Source organism: Actinopolyspora mortivallis, assembly GCF_003001495.1.
GTDB classification, from domain to species: Bacteria; Actinomycetota; Actinomycetes; order Mycobacteriales; family Pseudonocardiaceae; genus Actinopolyspora; species Actinopolyspora mortivallis_A.
This window is the reverse complement of sequence record NZ_PVSR01000016.1, coordinates 19,957-44,731: the sequence shown is the minus strand read 5'-3', so window position 1 is coordinate 44,731 and position 24,775 is coordinate 19,957. Positions and strand designations below refer to the sequence as shown.

The window sequence follows — 24,775 nt, the reverse complement described above, 5'->3', positions numbered from 1 at the left end:
TCCCACACATGGCCGGAAACCTCGCACCGCCCGCATGGCGCAAGTCCAGTCGCAGTGCCAACAACGCCCACTGCGTCGAGGTCGCCTTAACCGGCGAAGCAGTCGGCGTCCGCGACACCAAGGACCGGCAGGGCGGCACCCTCACCGTCACTCCCGCGGCCTGGGCCGGGTTCGTGCACCGACTCAAACACGGCCACTACGACCAGGGTTGACGTCGGTCGAACACGGCCACACCGTGACCGGGGCACCGACCCCGCACGAGCTCCACGGCTGCCCCGGTCCGGAACGACGTCTCGGTCACACGCGGGCACCCACGCAGCATCGTTGACCGCGTCAACGCGTGATCAGTAACGTCGTCAGAGGTCACACGACAGCGTGTACTGGGGAGCCCGCGCCGATGAACGACCCACAGCAGGTCACCAAGAGCCTCGCCGACACCAACGACGCGATGCGCGGCATCATCACCGCCGCCCACAAGGGTGAGTTCACCATCACCCCCGACGCGGGCGACGAACTCATCCAGATCTTCCAGGAGATCGAGGACTGGACTCAAGACGTACTGAGAAAGATCGACTACATGAAACAGCGCACTCCGCTGGGCCCCAGTCCCGCCGGTGAGGCCATCGCGAGGTTCAACCAGGAAGTCGCCGCCGGGGACCAGGAGTCCTTCGAGGACATGATCCTCCGCATCCGGGAGAACACCCCGCAGGTCGTCCAAGCCATCCGCGAAGGCATCCGGCTGTACCAGGAAACCGACGACGGCAACGCCACCAACCTCGGAAAGCAGGCCTGACCACCATGCCCGCGCATCCCACCACCCGCACTCCCCTGCCGGCAGCACTCGCCACCGCCAGCCTCCTACTGCTCTCCGCCTGCGGCGGAAACAACACCGACGACAACCAACCAAGCAACACCACAACGAACACCGACACCAAACCACCACTCGCCCAGATCAACCCCTGCAACCAACTCACCACAACGGACAAGGAAAAGCTCAACACAGATTCAACAGGAAAATTCGAAGACATACTCGGAGCCAAAACTTGTAGCTGGAAGATTGATCCAGGACAACTTACAGTAGGGTTTCACCCCGACAAAGGAATTGAAGAAATTAATTTTTCAGAAGGAGAACAGAAACTTTACTCAATACAGAAATCCACAGGAAAGATAGTTCGCGGAAATACAGGAAAAATCTGCACTATCTCACTACCTTACACTGATTCTTCTACTGTTAACATCGACGGCAACATGCGCAGCATCAAATCATCCTGCGAACTGGCGAAGAAGGCCGCCCCGATGGTGTGGGAGAACCTCTCCGAACAGTGACACCTCGGCGGTTTCCGCCGCGCCTCGGCGGAGAAGGACGTCCCGACGACGCCGCGGCGAACGCCCTATCCTGCCCCGTGTGAGACCGCGGGGAGTACGGCAGCGGATTCAGCGGCTGCGTGAGCACGCCGAGCAACAGGACCGGGCCCATCCACATCTGGCGTTGCGCCGTGGCCTGACCCGGTTCATCCACGGGTGCGCGGCACTGGCCTACTGGGACACTCCCGGCACCGCCCTGGTGGAGACCTATCGAGAAGTGTGCGCGCTGCTGGACGCTCCTGGTCAACAGCGCACGCACAGCACGCTGGAACGGGCGAGCCTGGACTGCATCGAACAACTGGGGAACTGCGACACCTTCACCGCCGTCGCCGCCGATCCACATCGTAAAGCGGGCCGGGACGACGACATCGCCGAACCGGTTCTGCTGCGGATCCCGCCGAGGGCGCTGACGGGCCGGGACACCCCCGACGCCCACTTTCCCATGGCCTGCTTCAACGCCGCCGGTTCCTGCCTGGACGGTGTCTTGTCCCCCTATCGCTCCTGCCTCCTCATCACCGGTCTGGGCTACCACGAACCGGCCGAGGAACGGGAACTGCTCGACACGATGCGCACCCTGCGCGTCGAGTACGAGGACCAACCCGACAACCGCGCGGACGTCGCGGAACGGATCACCCACCAGCTGCGGAAAGCCGTTCAGCGGTTCGGGTAACTGCCCGGATCCCACTGACGCGGGAGGCTGACCGAGCCGGGCGTGGGCGCGCACGAACTCCACCGGCCACCACGACCGGAGCCGAACGGCCACGGCCGCGAACCGACTCCTCAGCGTGCCCGGTGGCGCAGCGCGTGGCCGGGAAGCGCGTCGGTGCGCTCCCCCTCGTCGATCACGGGAACCCCGTTGACCAGCACGTACGGGATCCCCGCCGCCTGTCGTCGCGGCTCGTCGAAGGTGGCCGTGTCCGCGACCTCCTCCGGGTCGAACAGCACCAGATCGGCCACGGCTCCCTCGCGGATCCTGCCCCGGTCGTCCAGTCCGAGCCGGTCGGCGGCGCGGGCGGTCATGTGGTGCACGCACTCCTCCAGACCGAGCACGCCGAGCTCACGGACGTAGCGCGCCAGGTAACGCGGGAACGTCCCCCACGCCCGGGGATGCGGCCGGTCGCCGACCAGCAGCCCGTCGCTGCCCGCGGTGTGTGCGCGGTGTCGCATGATCGTCCGGACGTTGTCCTCGTGACCCACGTGCATCAGGCAGGAACTGCCGAGGCGTTCGGACAGCAGCACGTCGAAGTACAGTTCGGTGGGCTGCCGCCCGGTCCGTCGGGCCGCCTCGGCCACGGTGCGGCCCAGCAGGTGACCGTTGCGCTCGCCGTCGCGCACCCCGTTGATCTCGATGAGGTCCCAGTCCACCGGCACCCCGTGGCACCCGTCGGAACCCTCCACCTCCATGACCCGGCGGATCCGGGCACGCTGCTCCGGGTCGCGCAGCCGCTCCAGTGTGGCCTCCACCCCACCTTCCCCGGCCCAGCTCGGCAGCAGCGCGTGCAGAGCGGTGCAGCCGGGCAGGTAGGGGTAGGAGTCCAGGGTGACGTCGACCCCGGAGTCCAATGCTTCGTCCAACAGGGACAGCAGCTCGCCCGCCCGTCCCGCGTTGACCCCGAAGTTCATCGTCGCGTGCGCCAGGTGCAGCGGGCAGCCCGTCCGGCGGGAGATCTCGACCATCTCGGCGTAGGCCTCCAGCGCCCCCGCCCCGTAGCTGCGGTGGTGCGGGCTGTGGAAGCCGCCGTGGGCGGCGACCACCGTGCACAGCGCGGCGAGCTCGTCCCGGTCGGCGAACATGCCGGGGGTGTAGGTCAGTCCCGAGGACATGCCGAAGGCGCCCTCGCGCAGGCAGCGGTCCAGGGTCCGACGCATCCCGTCCAGCTCGTCCCGGCTCGGCGGCCGGTTCTCGTCGCCCATGCACAACATGCGCAGGGTGCCGTGCGGCACCAGGTAGGCCGCGTTGACCGCGACGCCCTCGTCGAGCCGGTCCAGGTAGCCGGCCACGTCGCGCCAGGTCCAGTCGAAGTCGGGCGGGTCGTCGTTCCAGCCCGCGATCCTGGTGCGCAACTCGGCGAGGGTGCGCTCGTCCACCGGCGCGTAGGACAGCCCGTCCTGGCCCAGCACCTCCAAAGTCACGCCCTGCGAGACCTTGGCCAGGTGGTCGGGTTCGGTGAGCAGCCGCAGGTCGGAGTGGGCGTGCATGTCGACGAAGCCGGGGGCCAGCACCAGGTCGGCGGCGTCGACGGTGCGGCGCGCGGACAGCGTCGCCGGATCGGTCACGGCCACGACGCGGCCCTCGGCGACGCCGACGTCGGCACGGTACTCGGCGGCTCCGGTGCCGTCCACGACCCGGGCGGCGCGTAACGCGATGTCCATTCCGGGCACCTCTCCACCCGCTCAGTGGTATTGCGCTTTCTGCAACGGAGAGTGCGCAATGCGATCATGTGGTGTCTACCACCGGCACGGGGGAGGGTCAACGGTTGGCGGGAGCGGCCCGGGCGGGCTCAGTCCCGCGGATCCAGCCGTCGGGCGACCGTGCCGAGGGCGTCGCCGAGCGCGTCGAGCTGGTCGGGAGTGAGCAGGTCGATCAACGAGGAACGCACGATCTCCACGTGCCCCGGCGCGGCGCTGCGCAGCTTGTCCATCCCCTCGTCGGTGAGCACGGCGAAGACTCCGCGCTCGTCGCCGGAACAGCTTCTGCGCCGCACCAGACCGGCGCTCTCCAGTTTGCCGACCTGGTAGGTGATCCCGCTCTTGGAGGTCACCAGCAGCTCGGCCAGCTCGGTCATCCGGATCTCACGGTCCGGGGCCTCGGCCAGGCGCACCAGGATCTCGTACTGGGGGTGGGACAGCCCCTGTTGGTCCCGGAGCTGGCGTTCCACCCGTCGACCGACCCGATGGCTGGCCTCCAGGAACGCGTTCCACGCCGCCATCTCCCCGGAATCCAGCCATCGTGGTTGTGCCATGCAATCATTCTAGTAGTTTGTTCAAATTTAAACAAGTAAGGTAACGTGGACCCCGTCCGAATTCGGACCAACCGGACTCCTCGACGCTCCTGCCGTCCCACCGGGAAGGCCGGAGCGCCCAGCCCACCACCGAGCGGGCCCCGACTCCCCGCACAACCGAAAGGAGAACACCGTGCCTCAACCACCCGCACAGGTACGCGACCTGGTCCTGCTGCTCGCCAGAGTGGTCGTCGGAATCGTGTTCCTCGCCCACGGCCTGCAGAAGTTCCTCCAGTGGGGCATCGGCGGCACGGCCGAGTCCTTCGACCAGATGGGCGTGCCGGCTCCCGGCCTGTCGGCCTGGTTCGCCGCGCTCGTGGAAACCCTCGGCGGAGCCGCGCTGCTGCTCGGCCTCGCCCTGCCGGTGGCCGGAGTACTGCTGGCGCTGAACATGCTCGGCGCGCTGTTCATCGTCCACCTGGAACAGGGATTCTTCAACTCCGGCGGCGGCTACGAGTACGTGCTGGTGCTCGCCGCGGTGGCCCTGGCCCTCGGTTTCAACGGCGGAACCTACTCGCTCGACCGACTGCTGAGCCCGACACGGTCCACGACGACGGCCGACACCTGACGGTCTCCGGTGGGGACGCCGGTTCGAGAGCCGAGGCCCGGAGCAGTCGGTGTCCACACGGGAGGTCGGGCTCGCGGCCTGCCCGGACGAGGGATGCCGACAGTTCCGGCCGCGAGCCCGACCGGGCGGGTTCGTCACGCACGACCCGCCCCACCCATGGGAACGGGACACGAGCTGGTCAGTCGGCTCGCTCCCGCCACAACTCGCGCATGCTCGCCAGGGTCCGGAGGTAGCGCCGGTAGCCGTCCTCGTAGCGCTGCCGCACCTCGGGGTTCGGAGTGACCTCCCGGGTGGGCAGCGTCCACTCCCCCGAGTCCACCGTGTCGCCCAGCGCGCGGGCGGCGGTGACCGCGGCCCCACGCGCCCCCATCCCCGGGTCGTCCGGCAGGTGCAGCGAACGGCCGAGCACGTCGGCGAACACCTGTGCCCACGGCTGCGAGCGGGTCCCGCCCCCACAGGCCACCACCCGGCCGTCCAGCCCGGCCGCCTCGAAGCAGTGCCGCGCCGCGTAGGCCACGCTCTCGCAGACCGCCCGCACCACGTCGGCCCGGGTGGTGCCCAGCCGCACTCCGCTCAACTGCCCGCTGGCCCCCGGATCCACGAACGGGGAGCGTTCCCCGCCGGGAGCCAGGAACGGCAACGCGGAGACACCGTTGGCCCCGGGAGGGCTCGCCTCCAGCTGCGCCCCGAGGTCCGCGATACCCAGCCCCAGCAGGTCCAGTGCCCAGTCCAGACCGGCCGTACCGACCATGGCGGGCATCCCGTGCAGCAGCTCGTTCTCCTCCGGGGTGCACAGCCACATGCCCGAGGGCTCGTCCTGCCATCTCCGGGTCCCCGTCTCGGTCAGCACCTGGCAGGCCAGGGTCGTCCCGACGATCAGCAGCCCGTCGCCGAACCGGTTCAACCCCCCACCCACCGCGCAGGCGGGCAGGTCGAACGGCCCCGCGGTCACCGGCAGCCCCTCGGGCAGGCCGAGCAGCTCGGCCCCGTGCGCGTCGAGCCGGAAGAGCTGCCGGGGACGGGCCGGTTTCGGCAGCAGGTGCCGGTACTCCTCCAGTCCGCAGGCACGCAGCGCCTCGTCGTCGTAGCAGCGTGTCCCGGCGTCCAGGAAGGGCACCGAGGCGTCCGAGGCGTCCACACTGATCTCGCCGGTGAGCACCTGGAGCACGGCGTCCACGCAGTAGCCCGCGACCTCGGCGGCCCGCAGGGACTCCGGTTCGTGCTCGCGCAGGTGGGCCAGCAGCGGCCCCTGCGATCCGGGGAAGAGGCCGTTGCCGGTGCGCTCGTACACCCGCCGGCTGACCCCGTCGCGCTGCCACCGCCGCACCAACGGGGCCGCACGACCGTCCATCCACGAGATCGGCGGGCGCACCTGCCCGCCCCGCGCGTCCCGCAGCCACAGCCCGTCCCCCTGGCCGGTGAGTGCCACCGCGCGGGGTCGCCGCCCGGTGCGCTCCCCCACCTCGCGCACCACGGCGGCCACCGTGGAGACCACGTCGTCGAGGTCCTGTTCGACCCGGCCGTCGGGATAGTGCTCCAGATGCGACTGCCTGCTCGCCTCGGCGAGCACCCTGCCCTCGTCGTCGAAGGCCGCTGCCTTGGTGAGCGAGGTTCCGATGTCGACAGCGGTGATCATGCCGTGCTCTCCAGTACCTCGGGGTTGGCCGGATGGGCGACCCGCTCGCCCCGGGCGTAACGGCCAACCTCGGCGGCGACGATCTCGGCGGCCCGGTGCGCGGTCTGCCGGGTGGCTCCCGCCAGGTGCGGCGTGGTGACGAGGTTGGGCGCACCGTGCAGCGACCACCCGGGCGGGGGAGGTTCCTCATCGTAGACGTCCAGCGCGAGCGCACCCAGCCTTCCGCTGCGCAGCAGCTCGGGAAGCGGCCGGTGGTCCAGCAGCCCGCCCCGGGCGGTGTTGACCAGCACCGCCCCCTCGGGCAGCAGCGCCAGCCGGTCGGCGTCGAGCAGATGTCTGGTCTCCGGGGTCAGCCTGGCGTGCAGGCTGACCACCGAGCAGCGCGGCAGCATCTCCTCCAGCGGCAGCGGCTCCACCCCGTCGGCGCGCAGCTTCTCCTCGTCGGTGTGGGGGTCGGACGCCAGCACCCGCGCGCCGAAGGCCCGCAGCACCCTGGCGACCCTGCTGCCGATCGCGCCGTAGCCGACCAGGCCGACCGTGGTGCCCTCCAGCTCGACGCCCGCCTCGGAGTAGGCGTAGAAGTCGCCGCGCCAGCGACCCCGTTTGAGCTCGGCGTCGGAGTCGGGGATGCGCCGCATCGCCGCCAGGATCATGCCCACCGCGTACTCGGCGGCAGCGGCGGCGTTGCGCCCCGGCGCGTAGGTGACGGTCACCCCGGCCTCGGTGGCCGCCGCCAGGTCCACGTTGACCGGTCCGCCCCGCGCTACCGCCACCAGCCGCAGCGAGGGGGCGGCGGCGAACACGCGCTCGGTGAACGGCGCCATCTGCGTCACGCACACCTCCGCCCCCGCCACGGCCTCGATGACCTGGTCTTCGGTCCCGCTGGCCTCCTCGACCCCGCCGACGGGGCCGAACGGCTCGACCGGCCAGGGCAGGGTGAGGGTGCTGATCTCCGGTGCGGCCAGTTCGGACCGCAGTGCCGATTCGAGCAGGTCAGGGCGGACGAAGTTGTCCCCCGCGGCCACAACGCGCACGATCGATTCCCCGTCTCTGATGATGCTTCGGTCAGGTTGTTCGCCCGGTCGTCCGTACCGGGCGGCGTTTCGGCGCGGACGCCGAGGGCGACACGCCCGGGGTCCGCTCAGTGTCGGCGTTCGTAGTCGGTGATGTGGGCGACCTTGCCCGCACTCGCCGAGGACGGGTCGAAGGAGTGGCCCAGCCACTCGTCGACCAGGCGTTTGGCCAGCTCCGGCCCGATGACCCTGGCTCCCATGGTCAGCACCTGGCAGTTGTTCGAGAGCACGGAGCGTTCCACCGAGTAGGAGTCGTGCGCGACGGTGGCGCGCACGCCCTCGACCTTGTTGGCCGCCACGCACATGCCGATGCCGGTCCCGCAGACCAGCACAGCACGGTCGGCCTCACCCCGGGCCACGGTCTCGGCGGCGGCCAGTCCGAGGCGCGGGTAGGCGCGGTCGTCGGAGGCGTCGTGCACCCCGTGGTCCAGCACCTCGCCGACCCGAGGGTCGCCGTCCAGCTGCCGGGCGAGCAGGTTCTTGAGGTCCACACCGGCGTTGTCGGCCGCCACGGCCACGGTGATCGGGCTCATGATTCCGGGTTCCCCTTTCGACGGTTCCGGTCGGGGGCGCCGTCGGAGACTCCGGCCGCCACGGCGCCGAGCAACAGGGCCAGTGAGGTGGCACCAGGGTCGGCGGTGCCCCGGTCGTCGCCGCCCAGGCGGGAGGCGCGACCGCGTGCGGAGACCAGCAGGGCGGTGTCCCGGGCGGCCTCGGTGGCCACCTCGGCCGCGCGGGAGAGCGCGGTCGCCGGTCGGGACCCGGCTCTGGCCTGTTCGGTGAGTTCGGCGGAGAACGGTTCCAGTGCGTCGAGCAGGGTCTTGTCCCCCGGTGCGGCGCCGCCGAGTTCGGCGACCGCCCGGCCGGCCTCGCCGACCGCCTCGGCCAGCGCGGGGGTGTCCAGGGATCGGCGGTGCCGCAGTCCCGCGCCGGTCTGGCTGAGCAGCGTGCCGTAGAGCGCTCCCGAGGCTCCGCCCGCCGCGTCGGCCAACGCGGTTCCCGCCGCCAGCAGGGCGTCTCCCACCGAGGCGGGATCGTCCGGGTCGCTGCCGGTCTCGTCGGCCGCCCGCACGGCGGCCCGGAGTCCGCGCACGATGCCCCGGCCGTGGTCGCCGTCACCGGCCACCGCGTCGAGGCGTCCCAGTTCCTCCTCGGCCCCGGCCACCTCACCCAGGGCGCGGTCGAGCAGCTCGTGCACGAGTCCGCCCCGACCGCCGCCGCTCTCCGGGGGCTCAACGCCCCGTTCCGCGACGGCGGGCTCCTCGGTGACCAGCGGGGTCAGCGACCGGAAGCCGGGAGTGTCGCAGTCGGCGTCGTAGAGCTCGGCCAGTTCGTCGTCCAGGGCCAGCAGGGACAGCGAGAGACCGGCCATGTCCAGGGAGGTGACGAACTCTCCCACCTCGGGCCGGTGCGGACGCAGCCCGACCGCCCGCAGCCGCCGGTCGATCGCCGGGTAGCAGGCGAACATCTCCTCGTACTTGGTGCGGCCCAGGCCGTTGAGCAGCACCGCCACCCGGTCGGTGTCCGGGGGCAGCTCGGCCAGCAGGGCCCGCACCAGTTCGGCGGCCAGTGCCTCGGCGTCCAGGCCCTCGGCGCTGCGCGCGCCCGGCTCCCCGTGGATGCCCAGGCCCAGTTCCGTTCTTCCCGGGGCGACGGTGAACAGCGGTTCGGACCCGCCGGGCAGGGTGCACCCGCCGAAGGCCGCCCCGTAGGTGCGGGTGCGTTCGTTGGTCCTGCGGGCCAGCTCGGCCACCGTGTCCAGGTCCTCGCCCCGCGCGGCGGCCGCCCCGGCGGCCTTGAACACGAAGAGGTCGCCGGCCACTCCGCGCCTTCGCTCGGGGTGGGCGGCGTCGCCGCTGGCGACGTCGTCGGTGACCAGCACCGTCCTGGTGTCGATCCCCTCGGCAGCCAGCCGCCGCGCGGCCAGTCCGAAGTGCATCACGTCCCCGGAGTAGTTGCCGTAGGAGAACAGCACTCCCGCCCCGCCGTCGACCGCGCGGGCGGTGCGGTAGACCTGTTCGGCGCTGGGGCTGGTGAACACGTCGCCCACCACGGCCGCGTCGGCCAGGCCTGGCCCGACCAGTCCGGCGAAGGCGGGGTAGTGCCCGCAGCCTCCGCCGATGACCACCGAGACCCTACCCGGGCGGGGCGCGTGTCGGCCCACGACGCCGTAGGCACCGGGCACGCGGGCCACGGAGCGCCCGTAGGCGGTGACGAACCCGTTCAGCCAGTTTTCCTTGAAGGACTCGGCCTCCGTCAGCGCGGTCATCACGCACCCTCGCCTTCGACCACCGGGGACAGCAGGGACAGCAGGACGCGACGGACCTGGTGCGGCGACTCGGCCACGACGGTGGCCGCTTCGAGGGCCTCCGGTTTGGGTGGATACGCGGCGTTGGGCACGGCCACCACGCTCATCCCGGCCGCGTGGGCCGCCCGGATCCCGTTACCGGAGTCCTCCACGGCCGCGCAGTCCGGTCCGGTGAGCCCGAGCCGGTGGGCGGCCTCGGTGTAGACGTCGGGGCTGGGTTTGCCGCGGGGGACCTCGGCGCTGGAGACGGTGGCCGAGAAGTGCCCGGTGAGTCCGTTGCGGTCCAGCACCGCGTCGATCAGCCGTCGTGCCGCGGAGGAGGCCAGCGCGATGGGTGCCGTGGCACTGACCTCGGTGACCATCTCGCGCGCCCCGTCGAGCAGTCGGATCTCGCCGTCGTCGAGCGCGGCGATCATGTCGTCGACGACCGCGCGTTCGATCTCGGAGGCGGGTTCGGAAGAGCCGCACACCCGGCCGAGGTAGGCCGACCATTCGGGGGAACTCATGCCCTGCACCGTGGCGGTGTCCCGGGCGCTCCACTCGTGTCCGTGGCGGGCCGCGTAGCGGGTCCACATGCGTTCCCAGAGGTGTTCGCTCTCCACCAGCACGCCGTCCATGTCGAACACGACCGCGCGCGGCCGGTTCGTCGAGCGCGGCTCGGTTACCTGACTGCCCGTCATGCGCCGTCCTTTCACAAGATTGAGGTTAAATTAACGACAAGAACTTTATATGTCCAGCCCCCGTCGCCCAGAACGCCACCGCGCCCATCCTTCACAGGATCGGCGAACCGTGCTCGAACAGCCCGAAAACCCCCGCACGTCGACGAGTTTGGATTAACATATTGCATGTGAAAGTAACTGGATGCATGATGCTCGCTTAACACCGGCGGTGCCGGAGGTCACGAGCCGAACCCCCGTCCGCCGCGTCCACGGGATCCCCTCCGGGAACCCCGGCACCCTCAGTGGCACCCCCAGTCGCTTCGGAGGCGGGAACATTGGCACAGCAGCCACCAGGCGCGGCGGACACGGCCGCGCCCGACCGGACCTGGTTGGAGAGAATCGGCATCCCCAGACCACTGTTCTGGGGATTCGTCGGCGTGCTGGTCTTCATGATCGGCGACGGTGTCGAGATCACCTACCTGACCGACTACCTGCAACAACCCGAGGGAGGCGGACTGGAGGGGTCCCAGGCCACCTTCGCCACGGTCACCGTCTACGGCCTCGCCGTGATGATCGCCTCGTGGTTCTCCGGCACGCTCTCCTCCATCTGGGGACCCCGCTACGTGATGTGGCTCGGCGCGGCCTGGTGGATCGTGTTCGAGGTCCTCTTCCTGTTCGTGGCGGTCCCCAGCCAGAGCTACGCGCTGATCGTGACCGTCTACGGCATCCGCGGATTCGCCTACCCGCTGTTCTCCTACGCCTTCCTGGTGTGGGCCCAGGTCGCCAGCCCCGTCCCCATGCGCGGCTCCGTGGCGGGATGGTTCTGGTTCGTGTTCACCGGCGGACTGCCCACTCTCGGCGCGGCCGTGGCGGCGCTCGCCATCGGACCACTGGGCATGAGCCTGCACGCCACGCTGGTGCTGTCGCTGGTGCTGGTCGCGCTCGGCAGCGTCATCGGCTGCTTCGGCGTCAACGAGCCACACGGCACCGCGCCGATCGCCGACGAGAGCGTGCCCAACCCGCGCAGCCCCAGACGGCTGCTGGAGGGCGTGGACATCCTCTGGAGGGACAAACGCACCCTCGCCGGTGGGCTGACCAGGATCGTCAACACCGCCCCCGAGTTCGGCTTCTTCGCGATGTTCCCCTTCGTCTTCGGACCGGCCACCCCCGGCGGCGGTTTCCTCAGCACCTCCGAGGTCGCCGCGCTCAGCAGCATCGCCTACGCCGCCAACATCGCGGCGAACCTCGGGTTCGGGGTGCTCGGTGACCACCTCGGCTGGCGGCGCACCGTCACCTGGTTCGGCTGCGTCGGCTGTGCCGTGGCCACCCCGTTGTGGTACTTCGCCTCGGTGGCCTCGCAGAGCTTCGCCGTGGCCGCCACGCTCGGCGCCGTCTACGGTGTGCTGCTCGCCGGGTTCGTCCCACTCTCGGCGCTGATGCCCTCGATGGTGTCCACCAAGGACAAGGGAGCCTCCCTGGCCGTGCTCAACTTCGGAGCCGGCGGTGCCGCCTTCCTCGGCCCCGTCACGGTCTACCTCGTGCACCCCGTGCTCGGAGGCGGCGGGGTCGCCGTCACCTTCGCGCTGATGTACGTGGTGGTGGCGGTGCTGTCCACTTACGTCCGGGACCCCAGCGACCCGGGCGAGGCCGGGGCGAGTCGGACCGCGAGCGCCGACGCACCGGCGGAAACGGCGGGTGCCTGAGCCGACGTCCGAGGAGAATCCACACGTCCGCCACACGGCGGGGTTTCCACGGGAGAACGCGATGAGCAACGAGGACTTCGCACTGCACGGCAACACCGCCCTGGTCACCGGCGGTGGACGGGGAATCGGGCTGAGCCTGGCACGCGCCCTGTCCGAGCACGGCGCCCACGTGGTGATCGGCGAGATCGACCGCGACACCGGCGAGTCCGCCGCCGAACGGGTCGGCGGCGAGTTCGTCCCGCTCGACGTGACCGACTCCGCGCGGGTGGCCGAGGTGGTGGGCGAGATCGTCGCCACCCACGGCTCACTGGACGTCTCGGTGCACAACGCGGGCATGGTGCGCAACGAGAACGCCGAGGACACCAGCGACGAGTCCTGGCGGGAGGTGCTGCGGCTCAACCTCGACGGGGTGTTCTACTGCTGCCGCGAGGTCGGGCGGGCCATGCTCGAACGGGGAAGGGGCTCGATCATCAACATCGCCTCCATGTCCGGGATGGTCTCCAACCACCCACAGGCCCAGGTCGCCTACAACACCTCCAAGGCCGGAGTCATCACCATGACCAGGTCGCTGGCCGGGGAGTGGGCCGACCGGGGGGTGCGGGTCAACGCGATCTCGCCCGGCTACGTCGGAACGGACCTGCTGAGGGGAGTGCGCGAGACCCGACCGGAGTGGTACTCGGCGTGGCTGGAGCAGACGCCCATGGGCAGGGTCGCCGACCCTGCCGAGCTGGGGCCGCTGGCGGTGTATCTCGCCTCGAACGCCAGCAGCTTCATGACCGGCAGCAACGTGGTCATCGACGGGGGGTTCACCGCCTGGTGAGACTCCCGCGGTCCACCGCTTCCGCCCGCGACCGGCACGCGCGCGCGACGGGTTCCCCCGCCGCCGGCGTGCTCCCGTCCGAGATGACGAACGAGAGCCATGAACGCCGACACCGACACCCCACCCGCCCCCGTCGAACTGGTCCTGCTCGACGTGGGCGGGCCGATCTACGACGACGCGGTCTACCGGGACGCGCTGTTGCGGGCCACCCGCGAACTGTGTCCCTCCCGTGTGGACGAGTCCGAGTTCCTGCGCGTCTACGACGAACAGCGACGACTCCAGCGCGGTTCGCTGCGCACCGCCGTGGCCGAGCGCTTCCTCACCGTCGAGGACCGGGAACGACTGTCCGACCTGGCCGCACACTACTGGGAGTACCCCCCGAGCGCGCTGTATCCGGACGTGCTGCCCGCGCTGCGGGAGCTCTCCGCGCACTACCGGATCGCGATCGTGGCCAACCAGCGGTCGCTGGTCACCGAGGCGCTGGACCGCGACGGGATCGGGGAGCACGTGGACGTCTGGGCGCTCTCGGAGGTGGTGGGCGTGGAGAAACCGGACCCGGAGATATTCCGGCACGCCCTGCGCGAGGCCGCCGTGACGGCCGACCACGCGGTGCACGTGGGCAACCGCCTGGACACCGACGTGCGCGGAGCGGCCGCCGTGGGGATCCGCAGCGTGTGGATCACCCGGGGTGAGGCCCCTCCGGAGCCCACCGCCGAGCAGCTCGCCGAACCGGACGCGGTGATCGCCACGTTGGCGGAACTTCCCGCCGCGCTGCGGAGACTCCAGGGGCCGTCCTCGTGAACGCGCCGGAGTCACACCGGGGTTCCCGGCCCGTCGATCCCCTGGTCGTCGGGGTGGACGTGGCCACGGCCGAGGTGCGGGTGCGGGTGCTGGACGCCCACGGACGGCGGTGGGCCGGTGCCGTGGAACCGTTGCCCCCACCCCGCCGAGACGGGGCGGGAGGCTCCGAACAGGACGCGCGTGCCTGGTGGCCGGCGGTGCGGGACTGCCTGGCCCGGTGCACCGTCGAGCTCGGTGCCGCCGCCCGCGAGATCCGGGCGTTGGCGGTCAGTGCCACCTCGGGCACCGTGGTGGCCGTCGACGAGCACGCCGAGCCGGTCACCACGGCGGTGATGTACGACGACCGGCGCGGAGCGCGGCAGGCCGAGACGGCGCGGCGGGCCGGGGCCGCGCGCTGGGCGAGCACCGGGATCGTCCCCTCGGCCACCTCCGGCCTGGCCCACCTGGGCGTGCTCGCCGAACGAACGGGCCGCTCCACCGCGCGGCTGCTGCACACCCCGGAGCTGGTCGGCGAACGGCTCACGGGGCGGCCGGTGGCCACCGACGCCAGTCACGCGTTGAAGAGCGGCTACGACCCGCTGCGTGCGGAGTGGGCGCACGAGGCGTTGGAGGCGCTGCGGATCGAACCGGAGCGGCTGGCCGAGGTGGTGGAACCCGCGCGCTCCCTGGGGTGGGTGTCCCCGGAGGCCGCGCGGGAGACCGGGCTGCCGACCTCCTGCGAGGTGCGTTCCGGCATGACCGACGGCTGTGCGGGTCAGCTGGCCGCCGGCGCGGTGCGTGCGGGACAGGTGGTCACGGTGCTCGGTACCACGCTGGTACTCAAGGCCGTCTCGGAGGAGCTGGTGCACGACCCCACCGGGGTGGTCTACAGCCACCGGCACCCGGAGGGCGGCTGGCTGCCGGGAGGCGCCTCCAACACCGGCGGCGAGGCGCTGTCCGAGGTGCCCTCCCGTCGACTGGGCGAGCTGGACGGGCTGGCCCGCGCACGCGGTCCCGCCGGGGTGGTCTGCTACCCCCTGCGCCGGGAAGGGGAGCGGTTCCCGTTCCGTTCCGAGCAGGCGCGGGGTTTCCTGACGGGAGAGCCGGTCGACGAGGGGGAGCTGCACCGGGCGCGGCTCGAAGGAGTGGCCTTCTGCGAGCGGCTCGCGCTGGAGCGGCTGTCCGAACTGGGGGTGCCGGTGTCCGGGCCGGTGCGCACCGTGGGAGGAGGAGCGCGCAGTGCGGTGTGGTGCCGCGTGCGCGCCTCGGTTCTGGGCGAACCGGTGCTGCGGGTCGAGGGCGCGGAGACCTCGGTGGGCGCGGCACTGCTGGCCGCCTGCGGAACGGTTCACCCCGATCTGCAGGACGCGGTCGCGGCGATGGTTCCTTCCGGCGAGCCGGTGGAGCCGGTCCCCGCCGAGCGGGAGGCGCTGGCCGCGAACTACCACGGTTTCCGCGCCGAGCTGGTCCGGCGCGGGTGGCTGGCCGAGCGGTGAGCGGACTCCGCCGAACCGCCCCACGCCCGGCCGGAGCGATGAGAGGCTGTGCGGGGGTGTCCCCGTCCACGAACGACGGAGGAGCGCCCCGGAAACCGACGTCGGGAGTTCGGAAGGTTCGGAATGGAGATCCTCTCGTCCGTGGCGACCGCGCTGATGTTGCTCGGTGTTGTCCTGTGGGCGGCGGCGGCAACGGTCCCACGCGACTCGTGGAGTTCCGCGGAGCACGAGCTGGCGGTGCGGCTGGTCCCCGTGGAGCCCACAACCCGCGAGACCGTCACCGAACGGCTCCGGCGGGGCGAACACGCGCGGGCGGTGTCCGAGCTCAGGCGCGCCACCGGTGTCTCCCTGTCCCAGGCACGCACCATGGCCGCGAGCATGGCGGAGGGTGTCGTTCCGCCCGCCGACCACTCCGAGTCCTGGGAGCTGCTCCGCTCCCGACGCCCGGAACTCGTCGCCGAGACCGAGCGGGTCCACGACCAGCACGGGCACTACGCCGCCATCCGCCACCTGCGCCGCCACCTTCCCGTGGGTCTGGCAACCGGCAACCTCCTGGTCCGGAACCGGAACGGGTGAGCGGAGGCGTCCGGAACCGGAACGGGACTTCCGCACCGTTCGGCGGAGAAAAGTAACCCGTGTCACGATCGTGGCCGTGGAACGCAATTTCTCCCCCGAATCCGGGAAAAGTAAAGCTTGCCTTCCTTAAACGAGCCTCACCTTTTTGAGGTCAGCCAAAACTTCTTGAGGCGAACCTGATTTGAAAACCCCTCCGAAAAGGAGGGTATATTCGTGGCATGACCACCACGGAGAAACAGGAATCCAAGTTCCACATGCTGCTGCAACAGCAGGTGCGCAGCGAGTTCAACGCGTCACAGCAGTACATCGCACTGGCCGTGTGGTTCGACAGCCACGACCTTCCACGACTGGCCGCGCATTTCTACCGGCAGGCGATCGAGGAACGCAACCACGGGATGATGATCGTCCAGTTCCTGATGGACAACGACATTCCCGTGAGCATTCCGTCGACCGACGAGGTGCGCAACGAGTTCGACGAGGCCCGTGAACTCGTGGCGCTGGCGTTGGCCCAGGAACGCGAGGTCACCGCCGAGATCGAGAACCTGGCCAAGACCGCCCGCGCCGAGGACGACTACATCGGCGAGCAGTTCATGCAGTGGTTCCTCAAGGAGCAGGTCGAGGAGGTCGCCCAGATGTCCACCCTGCTGAACGTGGTGGACCGCGCCGGTGGCAACCTGTTCGAGGTGGAGAACTTCCTGGCCCGCGAACAGGTCGGCGACGAGGGCAACGATCCCTCCGCTCCTCCGGCGGCCGGTGGTGCGCTCTGACCACCCGCCGCGAACCGCGTACCGAGCCCCGCGCCGGAGGGGCGGGGAGAGGCGGACCGGCTCCACCCCTCCCCGCGGGCTCCGGCGCGGCCGGAACCCGACGGCGGTGATCAGTTCCGATAGCTCAGCCCGTAACCGAACGGGTAGAGCGGATCCTTGCGGTCACCCACGTTGATCGGCTGCTGCTCGTAGGAGCGCATCCAGGTCACCGGCAGCTTGCCCGTGGGGTCGTACTCGCCGAACAGCACGTCGGCCACCCCGCCGCCCTGGGTACCGGGCAGCCAGGAGGCCAGCAGCGCGTTCCAGTCGTCCACGTGCTCGGTGACCTCCACCGGGCGTCCGGAGACCAGCACCACGGCCACCGGCACCCCGGACTCGCGCAGCTTGGCGATCGTGTCCAGGTCCTGCCGGCTCAGCCGCACCCCCTCGGGGCTGTCACCCCGGTACTCGGCGTAGGGCTTCTCCCCGACAACCGCGATCGCCGCGTCGTAGCTGCTGTCGATACCGTCACCCTCGCGGTCGTAGGTCACCGGCGCGTCCGAGACCTGACGGATCCCTTCCAGGATCGTCGTTCCCTCGGTGATAGCGCCGCTGGAGCCCTGCCAGGAGATCGTCCAGCCACCGCTCTGGTTCCCGATGTCGTCGGCGTTCGAGCCAGCCACGAACACCTTGTCCTCCTCCGGGGACAGCGGGAGCACGCCGTCGTTCTCCAGCAGCGTCTGCGACTCCCGCACCGCCTGCCGTGCCAACGCGCGGTGCTCGTCACTGCCCACGGTGGACAGCAGGTCGCGCTGGGCGAAGGGGCGTTCGAACAGGCCCATCTCGAACTTCTTGGTCAGCACGCGACGCACGGCGTCGTCGATGCGGCTCATCGGGATGGTGCCGGCCGAGACCTCCTGGCGCAGCAGGTGCAGGAACCTCTCGTGGTCGGTCGAGAGCATGATCATGTCCAGCCCCGAGTTGATCGACCTGCGTACCTCGGAGGCGGTCAGCGTCGAGTCGTCCCCGTCCAGCTGGTGGATGGCGTCGTAGTCGGACAGCACCACACCGTCGAAACCCAGCTCCCGTTTGAGCACGTCCCGGATCAGGTACCGGTGGGCGTGCAACGGGGTGCCGTTCCAGCTGCTGTAGGAGACCATCACCGAGGCGACGTCGCGCTCGATCGCCGCGCGGAACGGCTCGAGGTGGATCCTGCGCAGCTCGCGCTCGCTGAGTCGCGTGTCCCCTTGGTCCACCCCGCCGGTGGTGCCGCCGTCACCGACGTAGTGCTTGGCCGTGGCCATGATCGAGGTCGGGTCGTCGCCGAGCCGGTGGCCCTGGTAGCCGGTAATCTCCTCGCTCATCGTGGAGGCCAGCCACGGGGCCTCACCGAAGGACTCGTAGGTCCGGCCCCACCGGTCGTTGCGGGCCACGCACAGGCACGGGGAGAACGTCCAGTCGATGCCGGTGGCCGCCACCTCCTCGGCCGTGGCGGCACCGACGCGCCGCACCAGCCAGGGGTTGCGCGTGGCGCCGAGCCCGATGTTGTGCGGGAAGATCGTGGCCGTCCGCACGTTGTTGTGCCCGTGCACCGCGTCCACGCCGTACAGGACGGGGATTCCCAGCGGGGTGTCCAGCGCGGCCCGCTGGTAGCGGTCGTACATGTCGGCCCACGCCTCCGGTGTGTTCGGCGTGGGGGTGGAACCGCCGCCGCTGAGCACCGAGCCGATGCGGTGGTCGGCCACGTCGGCCGGCCCGGCGGCGTCCCGTTCGATCTGGACCATCTGGCCGAGCTTGTCCTCCACCGACATGCGCGACATCAGGTCGTCCACCCGCTGCGGCACGGGCGCCGAGGCGTCCCGGTAGAGGGCCCGCGAGTTCTCGGCCGAGGCAGGGGTCAGGCCGCCGGCCAGCAGGGAGACCACCGCGAGTCCCACCAGGGCGGGCACGGTCCCGCGTAATCGGCGCTGTTTCGATCCAGCAGACATGTGAGCTCCTCACAGCTTGCGGAGTATGACTGACGACACGTCAGCAGCATGACTGTGAGCGCTCCCAAACCCAAGCGTCCGAACAGCCGCTTCCCCGTTCCACCACTCGGGTGACAACCGAGGGGCCGCGCCCCGAACGAGCCCGGGCACCCCGAGGCGCCCGGGCGACGAACCGCTCCCGGAACTCCGGGAGGCTGCCTAGCCGGGTCTCACCGGACGGTGACCTGCCTGCCCCGCAGCCCGTCCCGGGCCCGGCGCTCGGCGGCGTCGAGCGGCTGCTCGTCCAGCGAGGCCAACGCCTCGTCCAACCTCCGGCCCAGGGCCACGGCCGGCTCGACCCACTCGGTCGGGTGCTTCTCCCGGTCCAGGTCCCACACCGGAACCAGCAGCCCGTGCGCCCGGAAGGAACCCGCGTAACGGCTGTCGGAGTCCAACGCCAGCTCCCCGCGCGCCGACAGCCGCGCCAGGGCGGAAACCAGCTTCTCCTCCGGCTCGGGACGCACCCACCGCAGGTGCGCGCGGTCGGTGGCATCCACCCAGTAGGCCGCGTGCAGCCCCTCGGCCTCCAACCGCTGCGTGGGCATGATCGCCGCGTTCGCCCGCTCCAGCGACATGGCGACCTCACCGGTGGGCTCGACGCCCTCCGGCATCCACCAGGAGAAGTCCTCGTGCACCCGCACGTCCAGGGCGGCCTCCGGGTCCACCAGGTCCTGCAACCGCGTGGGAACCGTGCCCGCCGGGGCGTCCTCGGGGCCGACCACCGGCAGGGACTGTCCCGGCTCGGCCTGGCGCACCCACTCCACGGCGCGGGCCAGGTCCCGGCTCACGTCCCCGGACTTGGTCTGCACCTGCAACCCCACGAAGGACGTGCCGTCGGTGCGCACCAACGCGGCCGCCGCCATCGGCAGCACCGTGGCCAGTTCGATCTCCTCGTCCCCGGAGGCCAACGGCAGGCGCGCCGTGGCCGAGGGGACGAACTCCCGCATGGCCACCAGCTCGCACTCGGCCGCCAGCCCCTCGAACGGGCGATTCACCCGCACCTTGGCCGCACCGCCCTCGGCCCCGTGGCAGGCCTTGTACCGCTTGCCCGAACCGCAGGGGCACGGCTGTCTGCGCCCCACCACGGGAATCTCCCCGCCGGACTGGTTCTGCTGCGCTGTTCCCTTGCTCACGCTCGTTCTCCTTGGTGTGTCTGCTGCGTCGAAAGACCTCGGCACCTCGGGGGAGCCCCGTGCCGCTCGACTCCGTCCCCCGAGAAAACCACCCGCCGAGCACAGGTGTGCGGGGGATCCCGATCGTGCCGGTCCCCACGGGACCGACCACCCACCGGGGGCTCAGCGGACCGCGTGCGGCGGGCGGCCCGCACGGGGCGGAGGCGGAGCACCCCGCACCCGCAGCACCCGCCCCCTCCCCCAGGAGGTGGGGTCGGGCGGGACGAGCATCCGGACGGTCCAACCGACCACCCGCACCGAGACCAGCGCGGTCACGCTCAACGCCAGATCGGAGCAGGCGTGCAGCACCACGCCGTCGGCCATCGCCTGAACGCCGTCCCGCAGGCCCCACAGCATCGTCGTCCAGCCCAGCAGCAGACACCCCGCCCAGCACAGCCACCACAGCCGCACCAGCCGGGAGGGCGCGGGCCTGCCCGCGCCGGAACGCTCCCCCGCCCCGCGCAGGGTGACGTCCTCCAGCTCGGCCAGCACCGAGCCCGGCACGAACAGGTTCACCCCCGGAACAGCCGTGCCCAGCACCACCTGCCAGTCCTCCCGTGCGGGCAGCAGGTCGGCGCGCTCGTGGGCGCAGGTCCGCGCCCGCAGCACCCACAGCACCCCCAGCACCACGGCCAGCAGGCCGAACAACCAGGTCACGATGCCGAGAGTGGACACCAGCGCGTCCGAGACCGCCACCGTGACACCGCCGAGGGCGCCCGAACGGCTCCACAGCAGCAGCACGTAGCGCCACGTCTCGGCCCCGGCCGCCAGCACCCCGAGCACGGCGGTGATCCACAGCGTGGAAACGACCGTCCCGGACAGCGCCGCCAACCGCTCAGCCGGATCGGAACGCCTCGCGGTCGGCAACGCCAGCGGCCACCGCCAGCCCAGCGGGGGGAAACCCCAGCGCGGCGGGGCGACATAGGCCGGAGGGCCCTGGTAGGGGGCCCGCGGCGCCGCAGGGGGCCGGGGACGTTCCGGCCCGCCCGGCGGAGTGGCCGTCCACTCCGTCCGGGGGCCGGACCTCGGATGGGCAGTGTTCACAGCACGTAGGGCTCCGCCTCGGGATCGTCCGCCACCACGGGACGACCGATGGACGACCAGCCGTTCATCCCGCGCTCCACGTTGACCGCGTCCCAACCGCTGGCGTTGAGGTACGCGGTGACCTTGGAGGAGCGTCCGCCGGAACGGCAGATCACGTAGAGCTGGTCCACCTCGGGGATCTCGTCCAGTCGCTGCGGGATCTCGCTCATCGGGATGTGGACCGCACCGGGAGCGTGTCCCGCGTCCCACTCCTCCTGCTCGCGAACGTCGAGCAGGCTGCCCTCGGGAAGCTGCTCCGGCAGCTCCTCGGGGGAGACCGCCGGAACTCGACCATGCATCGGTGTAGTCACACCCCGATGCTGCCATGCCGGGCGGCGCGACCGCCCATCGCAGTCGCCGCGTCCCGACAGCTCCCCACGGGCCGCCGCGCGGGCCGGGTCCGTTCAGCGGGCGCGTCTGCTGCGCACCAGCCGGTGCCTGCCGCGACGGCCGCGCTCGGCGGAGTCCCCGTCCTGCCCGGCGGACTCCTCCAGAGAGCGGTCGCGCAGGAAACCCAGCCGGTCGGGGGTGTGCATCCGCATCATCACCCGACCCGTGTCAGCGGGGACACGACCGCTGGTGATCTTGCTGACCACCACCGTCACCACGAACGCAGCCGGGACGGTGAACGCGGCCGGCTGCAACAGCACCGCCGACCACCAGCCGTAGCCGTCCCCGAGGAAGGCCCCGGTGAGCACGGCGAGCAGCACCAGTCCTCCGCCCACGATCAGCCCGCCCATGGCCCCGGCCGCAGTCAACCGGCGCCACCAGATCCCGAGCACCAGCAGCGGGAAGAACGTGGATGCGGCCATCGCGAAGGCCAGACCGACGCTCTGCGAGATGTCCCGTCCGATGGCGATCAGCGCCAACGCCACCGGAAGGATGCACGAACCGAGAGCGATCCACCGGAAGTTACCGAGCTTGCCGGGAAGCAGGTCGGTGAACAGCACACTGGACACGCTCATCACCAGCCCGGAGGAGGTGGACAGGAACGCCGCGAACGCCCCCGCCGCGGTGATCGCACCGATCAGCTCCCCCGGCCACCCCTGGAGCACGGCCGTGGGAAGCAACAGCACCGCGGCGTCGGTGTTGCCCGTGACCAGCAGCTGCGGCACGTAGAACCGGGACAGCACCCCGAAGATCGTCGGGAACAGGTAGAACACGCCGAGCAGCCCCAGCACCACGAGCGTGGTGCGCCGCGCCCCCTGTCCCGTGGGATTGGTGTAGAACCGCATCAGCACGTGCGGCAGCCCCATGGTGCCCAGGAAGGTGGACAGCATCAGGGAGTAGGTCTCGAACAGCTCGTAGGAGTCGCCGTCCTGCGGCAGCAGCCAGGAACGGTTGCTGGGCTCGGCGTCGGCGACCACGGGAACGGCGCTGCCCTCGGGAAAACGCAGTTCGGAGCCGGAGGCGACCCGGTGGATGCCGGTGGTCAGGTACACGCTCTCCCGGGAGTCCTCCCCCCGGCCCACGGTGTCGTGCAGCTCCTCCGGGCCGGGACCGGCCAGCACGTCCACCCAGACGGGCTCGGTGACCCGCAACCGCACGTCGGTCTCGATCCGCACCGTGGTGGCGCGTTCGAAGACCGGCGGCAGCGGTTCGTCCAGACTCCGACGGTGCCGGTCGTCATCGCCCAGGAAGACGAAGAAGAGCACGAACACCGGGACGCTGATGGCGAACAGCTTCACCCCGTACTGCACGGCCTGCACCAGGGTGACCGCGCGCATTCCCCCGCTGAGCACGCCGGTGAGCACCACCAGCGCCACCAGCAGGATCCCCGTCGAGTAGGGGATGCCGGTGATGGTGGACAGCGTCACCCCGGCCGCCTGCAACTGGGGAACCAGGTACAGCCATCCGATCAGCACCACCAGCACGGTCGACACCGCCCGCAGCCGGGCCGAGTCCAACCGCACCTGGGCGAAGTCGGGCAGCGTGTACGCCCCGGAACGGCGCAGCGGCGCCGCCACGAACAGAATCAGCGCCAGATAGCCCGCCGTGTAACCGATGGGGTACCACAGGGCCTCGATGCCGTCCTTGAGCATCAGCCCCGCCACCCCGAGGAAGGAGGCAGCCGACAGGTACTCCCCCGCGATGGCCGCCGCGTTGCGCTCCACCCCGACCATGCGGCGGGCGAGCAGGAAGTCCGATGTGGTGTGCGCGCCGCGCGAGCCCCACACGGCGAGGGTGAAGGTCATCACCGCCGTCAGCGCCACACCGCCGAGCGCCCACGGGTTCACCGCTGCACCAGCTCCGTGAACTCACGCTCGTTGCGTTCGGCCCACCGGGTTCCGAGATATCCGATCATCAGGATGAACGGAAACGGAAACACCCCCAGCACCAGCCAGGGCAACGGCACCCCGAACGGGCGCACCTCGGACAGCGCGGGCACGAAGCGCAACAGCACCGGCAGCGCTCCCAGTACCAGCCCCGCCACCGCGGCCAGCACCAGCGCCGCACGTAACTGGGCACGGACCAGGGAGTGCACCAGGGCCTCGCTCATGCTGTTCTGGTCCTCGAGGTCGATGACCGTGCGCTGCACCTCGCGGGCGCCGCTCCTGTTGGCCAGCACCACCCGTTTACGGCGCGGGGCGCGTGGATGAGGCCGCTCCGGTGTGCTGTTCGTGGTCACAACCGCCACCCCCTCTCCGGAGTTCCACAGTGGTCTCGACGTTCGCCCGCCCGGCGGTGCTCATCGGGGTGGACGGGGAGAACGCACCAGTCGGTCCTTGAGTTCGCGGGTGTGCCTGCGACTGACCGGAAGCTCCCGCGTCTCCCGCTGTGAGCCGCCCGCGATGAGCACCGAATACCCCGAGGAGGACATACGCAGCTCGTTGATGAGGTTCAACGCGACCAGATAGGACCGGTGGATGCGCACGAACCCGGCGTCCGCCCACTTCTCCTCCAACTGGGCCAGCGGGATGCGCACCAGGTGCGAGCCCTCGTCGGTGTGCAGCCGCGCGTAGTCACCCTGGGCCTCCACCCAGCGCACCTGCGAACGCTGCACCAGGCGGGTGGTGCCGCCCAGTTCCACCGGGATCACCGAGTGGTCGTCGCGGTCGGTCTCGTCCTGTCCCGAGGCCAACGCACGCGCGCCGTCCCCGCCCCGTTCCAGCTGTGGCGCGGAGATGCGCTGCACCTTGCGCAGCGCGCGTTCCATCCGTTCCGGACCGAACGGTTTCATCACGTAGTCGAGCGCCCCCAGGTCGAAGGCCTCCAACGCGTTCTCCCCGTGGGCGGTGATGAACACCAGGGCGGGAGCGTTCTCGAAGGAGTACAGCACCCGGGCCAGGTCCATACCGGTCAGTCCCGGCATGGCCACGTCGATGAACACCGCGTCCACCAGCGGCGCGTTCTCGGGGCGACCACGCAGTTCGGGGTTGTCCCTGCGCAGCATCCGCAGTGCCTCGGCGGCGTCGAACGCCGTGAGCACCTTCCCGACCCGAGGGTTCCTGTCCAGCATCTCCCGCGTCGACTCGACCCCGGGCATCTCGTCGTCGACGATCAGGACGACGAGACCGTCCCGACCGGAGCCGCCGTTACCGTCACGTCCCCCGTACGGGCCGCCGGTGCGCTGTGGTGTATTCACGGCAACGCCCAATCCTCCCGCGCTCACCGAACTCACGTCCACGGCCGGGCGAGCGGACCGCCACGACGCCGTGCGGCGCCGCCGGACGAACCCGGCCACGAGCGAGTCGTGTGACTCACCACATTCAACCTAAGCCCCCGCATTCATGTTTCGCGCGGTGGGTGCACATGCATTC

At 70.7% G+C, this 24,775-nt stretch carries 25 protein-coding genes; 11 read left to right on the top strand and 14 right to left on the bottom strand.

Annotation, left to right across the window (positions count from 1 at the left end; all coding sequences use genetic code 11):
- Window positions 1-8 precede the first annotated feature (8 nt).
- The 4 genes from CEP50_RS10970 to CEP50_RS10955 all read left to right on the top strand — a co-directional run bounded on the left by CEP50_RS10970 (window position 9) and on the right by CEP50_RS10955 (window position 2,035).
- Complete coding sequence (locus CEP50_RS10970) at window positions 9-212, top strand: DUF397 domain-containing protein (RefSeq protein WP_106113850.1); 204 nt, start codon at window positions 9-11, stop codon at window positions 210-212.
- A gap of 185 nt (window positions 213-397) precedes the next feature.
- The gene (locus CEP50_RS10965; RefSeq protein WP_106113849.1) at window positions 398-793 is read left to right on the top strand and encodes a hypothetical protein; all 396 of its coding nucleotides are present in this window, start codon (window positions 398-400) and stop codon (window positions 791-793) included.
- A 5-nt stretch (window positions 794-798) separates the two neighbouring features.
- The gene (locus CEP50_RS10960; protein WP_106113848.1) at window positions 799-1,326 is read left to right on the top strand and encodes a DUF3558 family protein; all 528 of its coding nucleotides are present in this window, start codon (window positions 799-801) and stop codon (window positions 1,324-1,326) included.
- A 79-nt stretch (window positions 1,327-1,405) separates the two neighbouring features.
- A complete protein-coding gene (locus CEP50_RS10955) occupies window positions 1,406-2,035 on the top strand; it encodes a hypothetical protein (RefSeq protein ID WP_106113847.1) in 630 nt (209 codons plus the stop codon).
- Window positions 2,036-2,145: 110 nt separating this feature from the next.
- On the opposite strand, the gene CEP50_RS10950 is transcribed toward CEP50_RS10955, so the two are convergent.
- Window positions 2,146-3,738 carry an N-acyl-D-amino-acid deacylase family protein gene (locus CEP50_RS10950; protein WP_106113846.1) on the bottom strand — a complete coding sequence of 531 codons (1,593 nt, stop codon included), beginning with the start codon at window positions 3,736-3,738 and terminating at the stop codon, window positions 2,146-2,148.
- Window positions 3,739-3,866: 128 nt separating this feature from the next.
- Window positions 3,867-4,328: a MarR family winged helix-turn-helix transcriptional regulator gene (locus CEP50_RS10945; RefSeq protein ID WP_106113845.1), complete on the bottom strand. Its 462-nt coding sequence runs from the start codon at window positions 4,326-4,328 to the stop codon at window positions 3,867-3,869.
- Between the two features lie 172 nt (window positions 4,329-4,500).
- Between CEP50_RS10945 and CEP50_RS10940 the strand changes: the two genes are divergently transcribed.
- On the top strand, window positions 4,501-4,935 hold the full coding sequence (locus CEP50_RS10940; RefSeq protein ID WP_106113844.1) for a DoxX family protein: 435 nt from the start codon (window positions 4,501-4,503) through the stop codon (window positions 4,933-4,935).
- A gap of 178 nt (window positions 4,936-5,113) precedes the next feature.
- Here CEP50_RS10940 and CEP50_RS10935 read toward each other — a convergent pair whose 3' ends face one another.
- The 5 genes from CEP50_RS10935 to CEP50_RS10915 form a co-directional block, all read right to left on the bottom strand.
- Window positions 5,114-6,571 (bottom strand): FGGY-family carbohydrate kinase, encoded by a 1,458-nt coding sequence (locus CEP50_RS10935; protein WP_106113843.1) that lies wholly within the window; start codon window positions 6,569-6,571, stop codon window positions 5,114-5,116.
- Complete coding sequence (locus CEP50_RS10930; protein ID WP_106113842.1) at window positions 6,568-7,605, bottom strand: 2-hydroxyacid dehydrogenase; 1,038 nt, start codon at window positions 7,603-7,605, stop codon at window positions 6,568-6,570. Before CEP50_RS10930 ends, CEP50_RS10935 begins: the two co-directional genes overlap by 4 nt.
- Window positions 7,606-7,712: 107 nt before the next feature.
- A complete protein-coding gene (locus CEP50_RS10925; protein WP_106113878.1) occupies window positions 7,713-8,168 on the bottom strand; it encodes a ribose-5-phosphate isomerase in 456 nt (151 codons plus the stop codon).
- Between the two features lie 5 nt (window positions 8,169-8,173).
- On the bottom strand, window positions 8,174-9,913 hold the full coding sequence (locus CEP50_RS10920; RefSeq protein ID WP_106113841.1) for a dihydroxyacetone kinase family protein: 1,740 nt from the start codon (window positions 9,911-9,913) through the stop codon (window positions 8,174-8,176).
- A complete protein-coding gene (locus CEP50_RS10915) occupies window positions 9,913-10,632 on the bottom strand; it encodes an HAD family hydrolase (RefSeq protein ID WP_106113840.1) in 720 nt (239 codons plus the stop codon). The genes CEP50_RS10920 and CEP50_RS10915 overlap by 1 nt, the downstream gene beginning before the upstream one ends.
- Before the next feature lie 314 nt (window positions 10,633-10,946).
- Here CEP50_RS10915 and CEP50_RS10910 point away from each other — a divergent pair, with 314 nt between their 5' ends.
- The 6 genes from CEP50_RS10910 to CEP50_RS10885 all read left to right on the top strand — a co-directional run bounded on the left by CEP50_RS10910 (window position 10,947) and on the right by CEP50_RS10885 (window position 16,753).
- A complete protein-coding gene (locus CEP50_RS10910; RefSeq protein WP_106113839.1) occupies window positions 10,947-12,314 on the top strand; it encodes an RbtT/DalT/CsbX family MFS transporter in 1,368 nt (455 codons plus the stop codon).
- A 61-nt stretch (window positions 12,315-12,375) separates the two neighbouring features.
- Window positions 12,376-13,134 carry an SDR family NAD(P)-dependent oxidoreductase gene (locus CEP50_RS10905; protein ID WP_106113838.1) on the top strand — a complete coding sequence of 253 codons (759 nt, stop codon included), beginning with the start codon at window positions 12,376-12,378 and terminating at the stop codon, window positions 13,132-13,134.
- A gap of 99 nt (window positions 13,135-13,233) precedes the next feature.
- Window positions 13,234-13,935: an HAD family hydrolase gene (locus CEP50_RS10900; protein ID WP_106113837.1), complete on the top strand. Its 702-nt coding sequence runs from the start codon at window positions 13,234-13,236 to the stop codon at window positions 13,933-13,935.
- Window positions 13,932-15,410 carry an FGGY-family carbohydrate kinase gene (locus CEP50_RS10895; protein WP_106113836.1) on the top strand — a complete coding sequence of 493 codons (1,479 nt, stop codon included), beginning with the start codon at window positions 13,932-13,934 and terminating at the stop codon, window positions 15,408-15,410. Before CEP50_RS10900 ends, CEP50_RS10895 begins: the two co-directional genes overlap by 4 nt.
- A 123-nt stretch (window positions 15,411-15,533) precedes the next feature.
- The gene (locus CEP50_RS10890; protein WP_106113835.1) at window positions 15,534-15,986 is read left to right on the top strand and encodes a hypothetical protein; all 453 of its coding nucleotides are present in this window, start codon (window positions 15,534-15,536) and stop codon (window positions 15,984-15,986) included.
- 218 nt (window positions 15,987-16,204) lie between these two features.
- Entirely contained in the window at window positions 16,205-16,753 is a 549-nt protein-coding gene (locus CEP50_RS10885; RefSeq protein WP_106113834.1) for a ferritin, read from the top strand.
- Between the two features lie 110 nt (window positions 16,754-16,863).
- On the opposite strand, the gene CEP50_RS10880 is transcribed toward CEP50_RS10885, so the two are convergent.
- From CEP50_RS10880 to CEP50_RS10850, 7 genes are all read right to left on the bottom strand, one after another.
- On the bottom strand, window positions 16,864-18,720 hold the full coding sequence (locus CEP50_RS10880; RefSeq protein ID WP_181188331.1) for a glycoside hydrolase family 3 protein: 1,857 nt from the start codon (window positions 18,718-18,720) through the stop codon (window positions 16,864-16,866).
- A 209-nt stretch (window positions 18,721-18,929) separates the two neighbouring features.
- A complete protein-coding gene (locus tag CEP50_RS10875) occupies window positions 18,930-19,892 on the bottom strand; it encodes a DUF5926 family protein (protein ID WP_106113832.1) in 963 nt (320 codons plus the stop codon).
- 162 nt (window positions 19,893-20,054) lie between these two features.
- Window positions 20,055-20,975, bottom strand: coding sequence for a DUF4328 domain-containing protein (locus CEP50_RS10870; RefSeq protein WP_258175156.1), 921 nt, complete (start codon window positions 20,973-20,975; stop codon window positions 20,055-20,057).
- A complete protein-coding gene (locus CEP50_RS10865) occupies window positions 20,972-21,313 on the bottom strand; it encodes a rhodanese-like domain-containing protein (RefSeq protein WP_019856048.1) in 342 nt (113 codons plus the stop codon). Before CEP50_RS10865 ends, CEP50_RS10870 begins: the two co-directional genes overlap by 4 nt.
- A gap of 105 nt (window positions 21,314-21,418) precedes the next feature.
- On the bottom strand, window positions 21,419-23,209 hold the full coding sequence (locus tag CEP50_RS10860; RefSeq protein ID WP_374957092.1) for a sodium/solute symporter: 1,791 nt from the start codon (window positions 23,207-23,209) through the stop codon (window positions 21,419-21,421).
- A 38-nt stretch (window positions 23,210-23,247) separates the two neighbouring features.
- Complete coding sequence (locus tag CEP50_RS10855) at window positions 23,248-23,643, bottom strand: hypothetical protein (protein ID WP_258175155.1); 396 nt, start codon at window positions 23,641-23,643, stop codon at window positions 23,248-23,250.
- Between the two features lie 60 nt (window positions 23,644-23,703).
- A complete protein-coding gene (locus CEP50_RS10850) occupies window positions 23,704-24,600 on the bottom strand; it encodes a LytR/AlgR family response regulator transcription factor (RefSeq protein WP_106113829.1) in 897 nt (298 codons plus the stop codon).
- Window positions 24,601-24,775: the final 175 nt, after the last annotated feature.

Excerpts from the sequence above, each read along its gene's own strand:
- CEP50_RS10970 (WP_106113850.1), top strand. The coding sequence starts at position 9 with ATGGCCGGAAACCTCGCACCGCCCGCATGGCGCAAGTCCAGTCGCAGT.
- CEP50_RS10965 (WP_106113849.1), top strand. The coding sequence starts at position 398 with ATGAACGACCCACAGCAGGTCACCAAGAGCCTCGCCGACACCAACGAC.
- CEP50_RS10960 (WP_106113848.1), top strand. The coding sequence starts at position 799 with ATGCCCGCGCATCCCACCACCCGCACTCCCCTGCCGGCAGCACTCGCC.
- CEP50_RS10950 (WP_106113846.1), bottom strand. The coding sequence starts at position 3,738 with ATGGACATCGCGTTACGCGCCGCCCGGGTCGTGGACGGCACCGGAGCC.
- CEP50_RS10945 (WP_106113845.1), bottom strand. The coding sequence starts at position 4,328 with ATGGCACAACCACGATGGCTGGATTCCGGGGAGATGGCGGCGTGGAAC.
- CEP50_RS10935 (WP_106113843.1), bottom strand. The coding sequence starts at position 6,571 with ATGATCACCGCTGTCGACATCGGAACCTCGCTCACCAAGGCAGCGGCC.
- CEP50_RS10920 (WP_106113841.1), bottom strand. The coding sequence starts at position 9,913 with ATGACCGCGCTGACGGAGGCCGAGTCCTTCAAGGAAAACTGGCTGAAC.
- CEP50_RS10915 (WP_106113840.1), bottom strand. The coding sequence starts at position 10,632 with ATGACGGGCAGTCAGGTAACCGAGCCGCGCTCGACGAACCGGCCGCGC.
- CEP50_RS10905 (WP_106113838.1), top strand. The coding sequence starts at position 12,376 with ATGAGCAACGAGGACTTCGCACTGCACGGCAACACCGCCCTGGTCACC.
- CEP50_RS10900 (WP_106113837.1), top strand. The coding sequence starts at position 13,234 with ATGAACGCCGACACCGACACCCCACCCGCCCCCGTCGAACTGGTCCTG.
- CEP50_RS10890 (WP_106113835.1), top strand. The coding sequence starts at position 15,534 with ATGGAGATCCTCTCGTCCGTGGCGACCGCGCTGATGTTGCTCGGTGTT.
- CEP50_RS10885 (WP_106113834.1), top strand. The coding sequence starts at position 16,205 with ATGACCACCACGGAGAAACAGGAATCCAAGTTCCACATGCTGCTGCAA.
- CEP50_RS10880 (WP_181188331.1), bottom strand. The coding sequence starts at position 18,720 with ATGTCTGCTGGATCGAAACAGCGCCGATTACGCGGGACCGTGCCCGCC.
- CEP50_RS10865 (WP_019856048.1), bottom strand. The coding sequence starts at position 21,313 with ATGCATGGTCGAGTTCCGGCGGTCTCCCCCGAGGAGCTGCCGGAGCAG.
- CEP50_RS10860 (WP_374957092.1), bottom strand. The coding sequence starts at position 23,209 with ATGACCTTCACCCTCGCCGTGTGGGGCTCGCGCGGCGCGCACACCACA.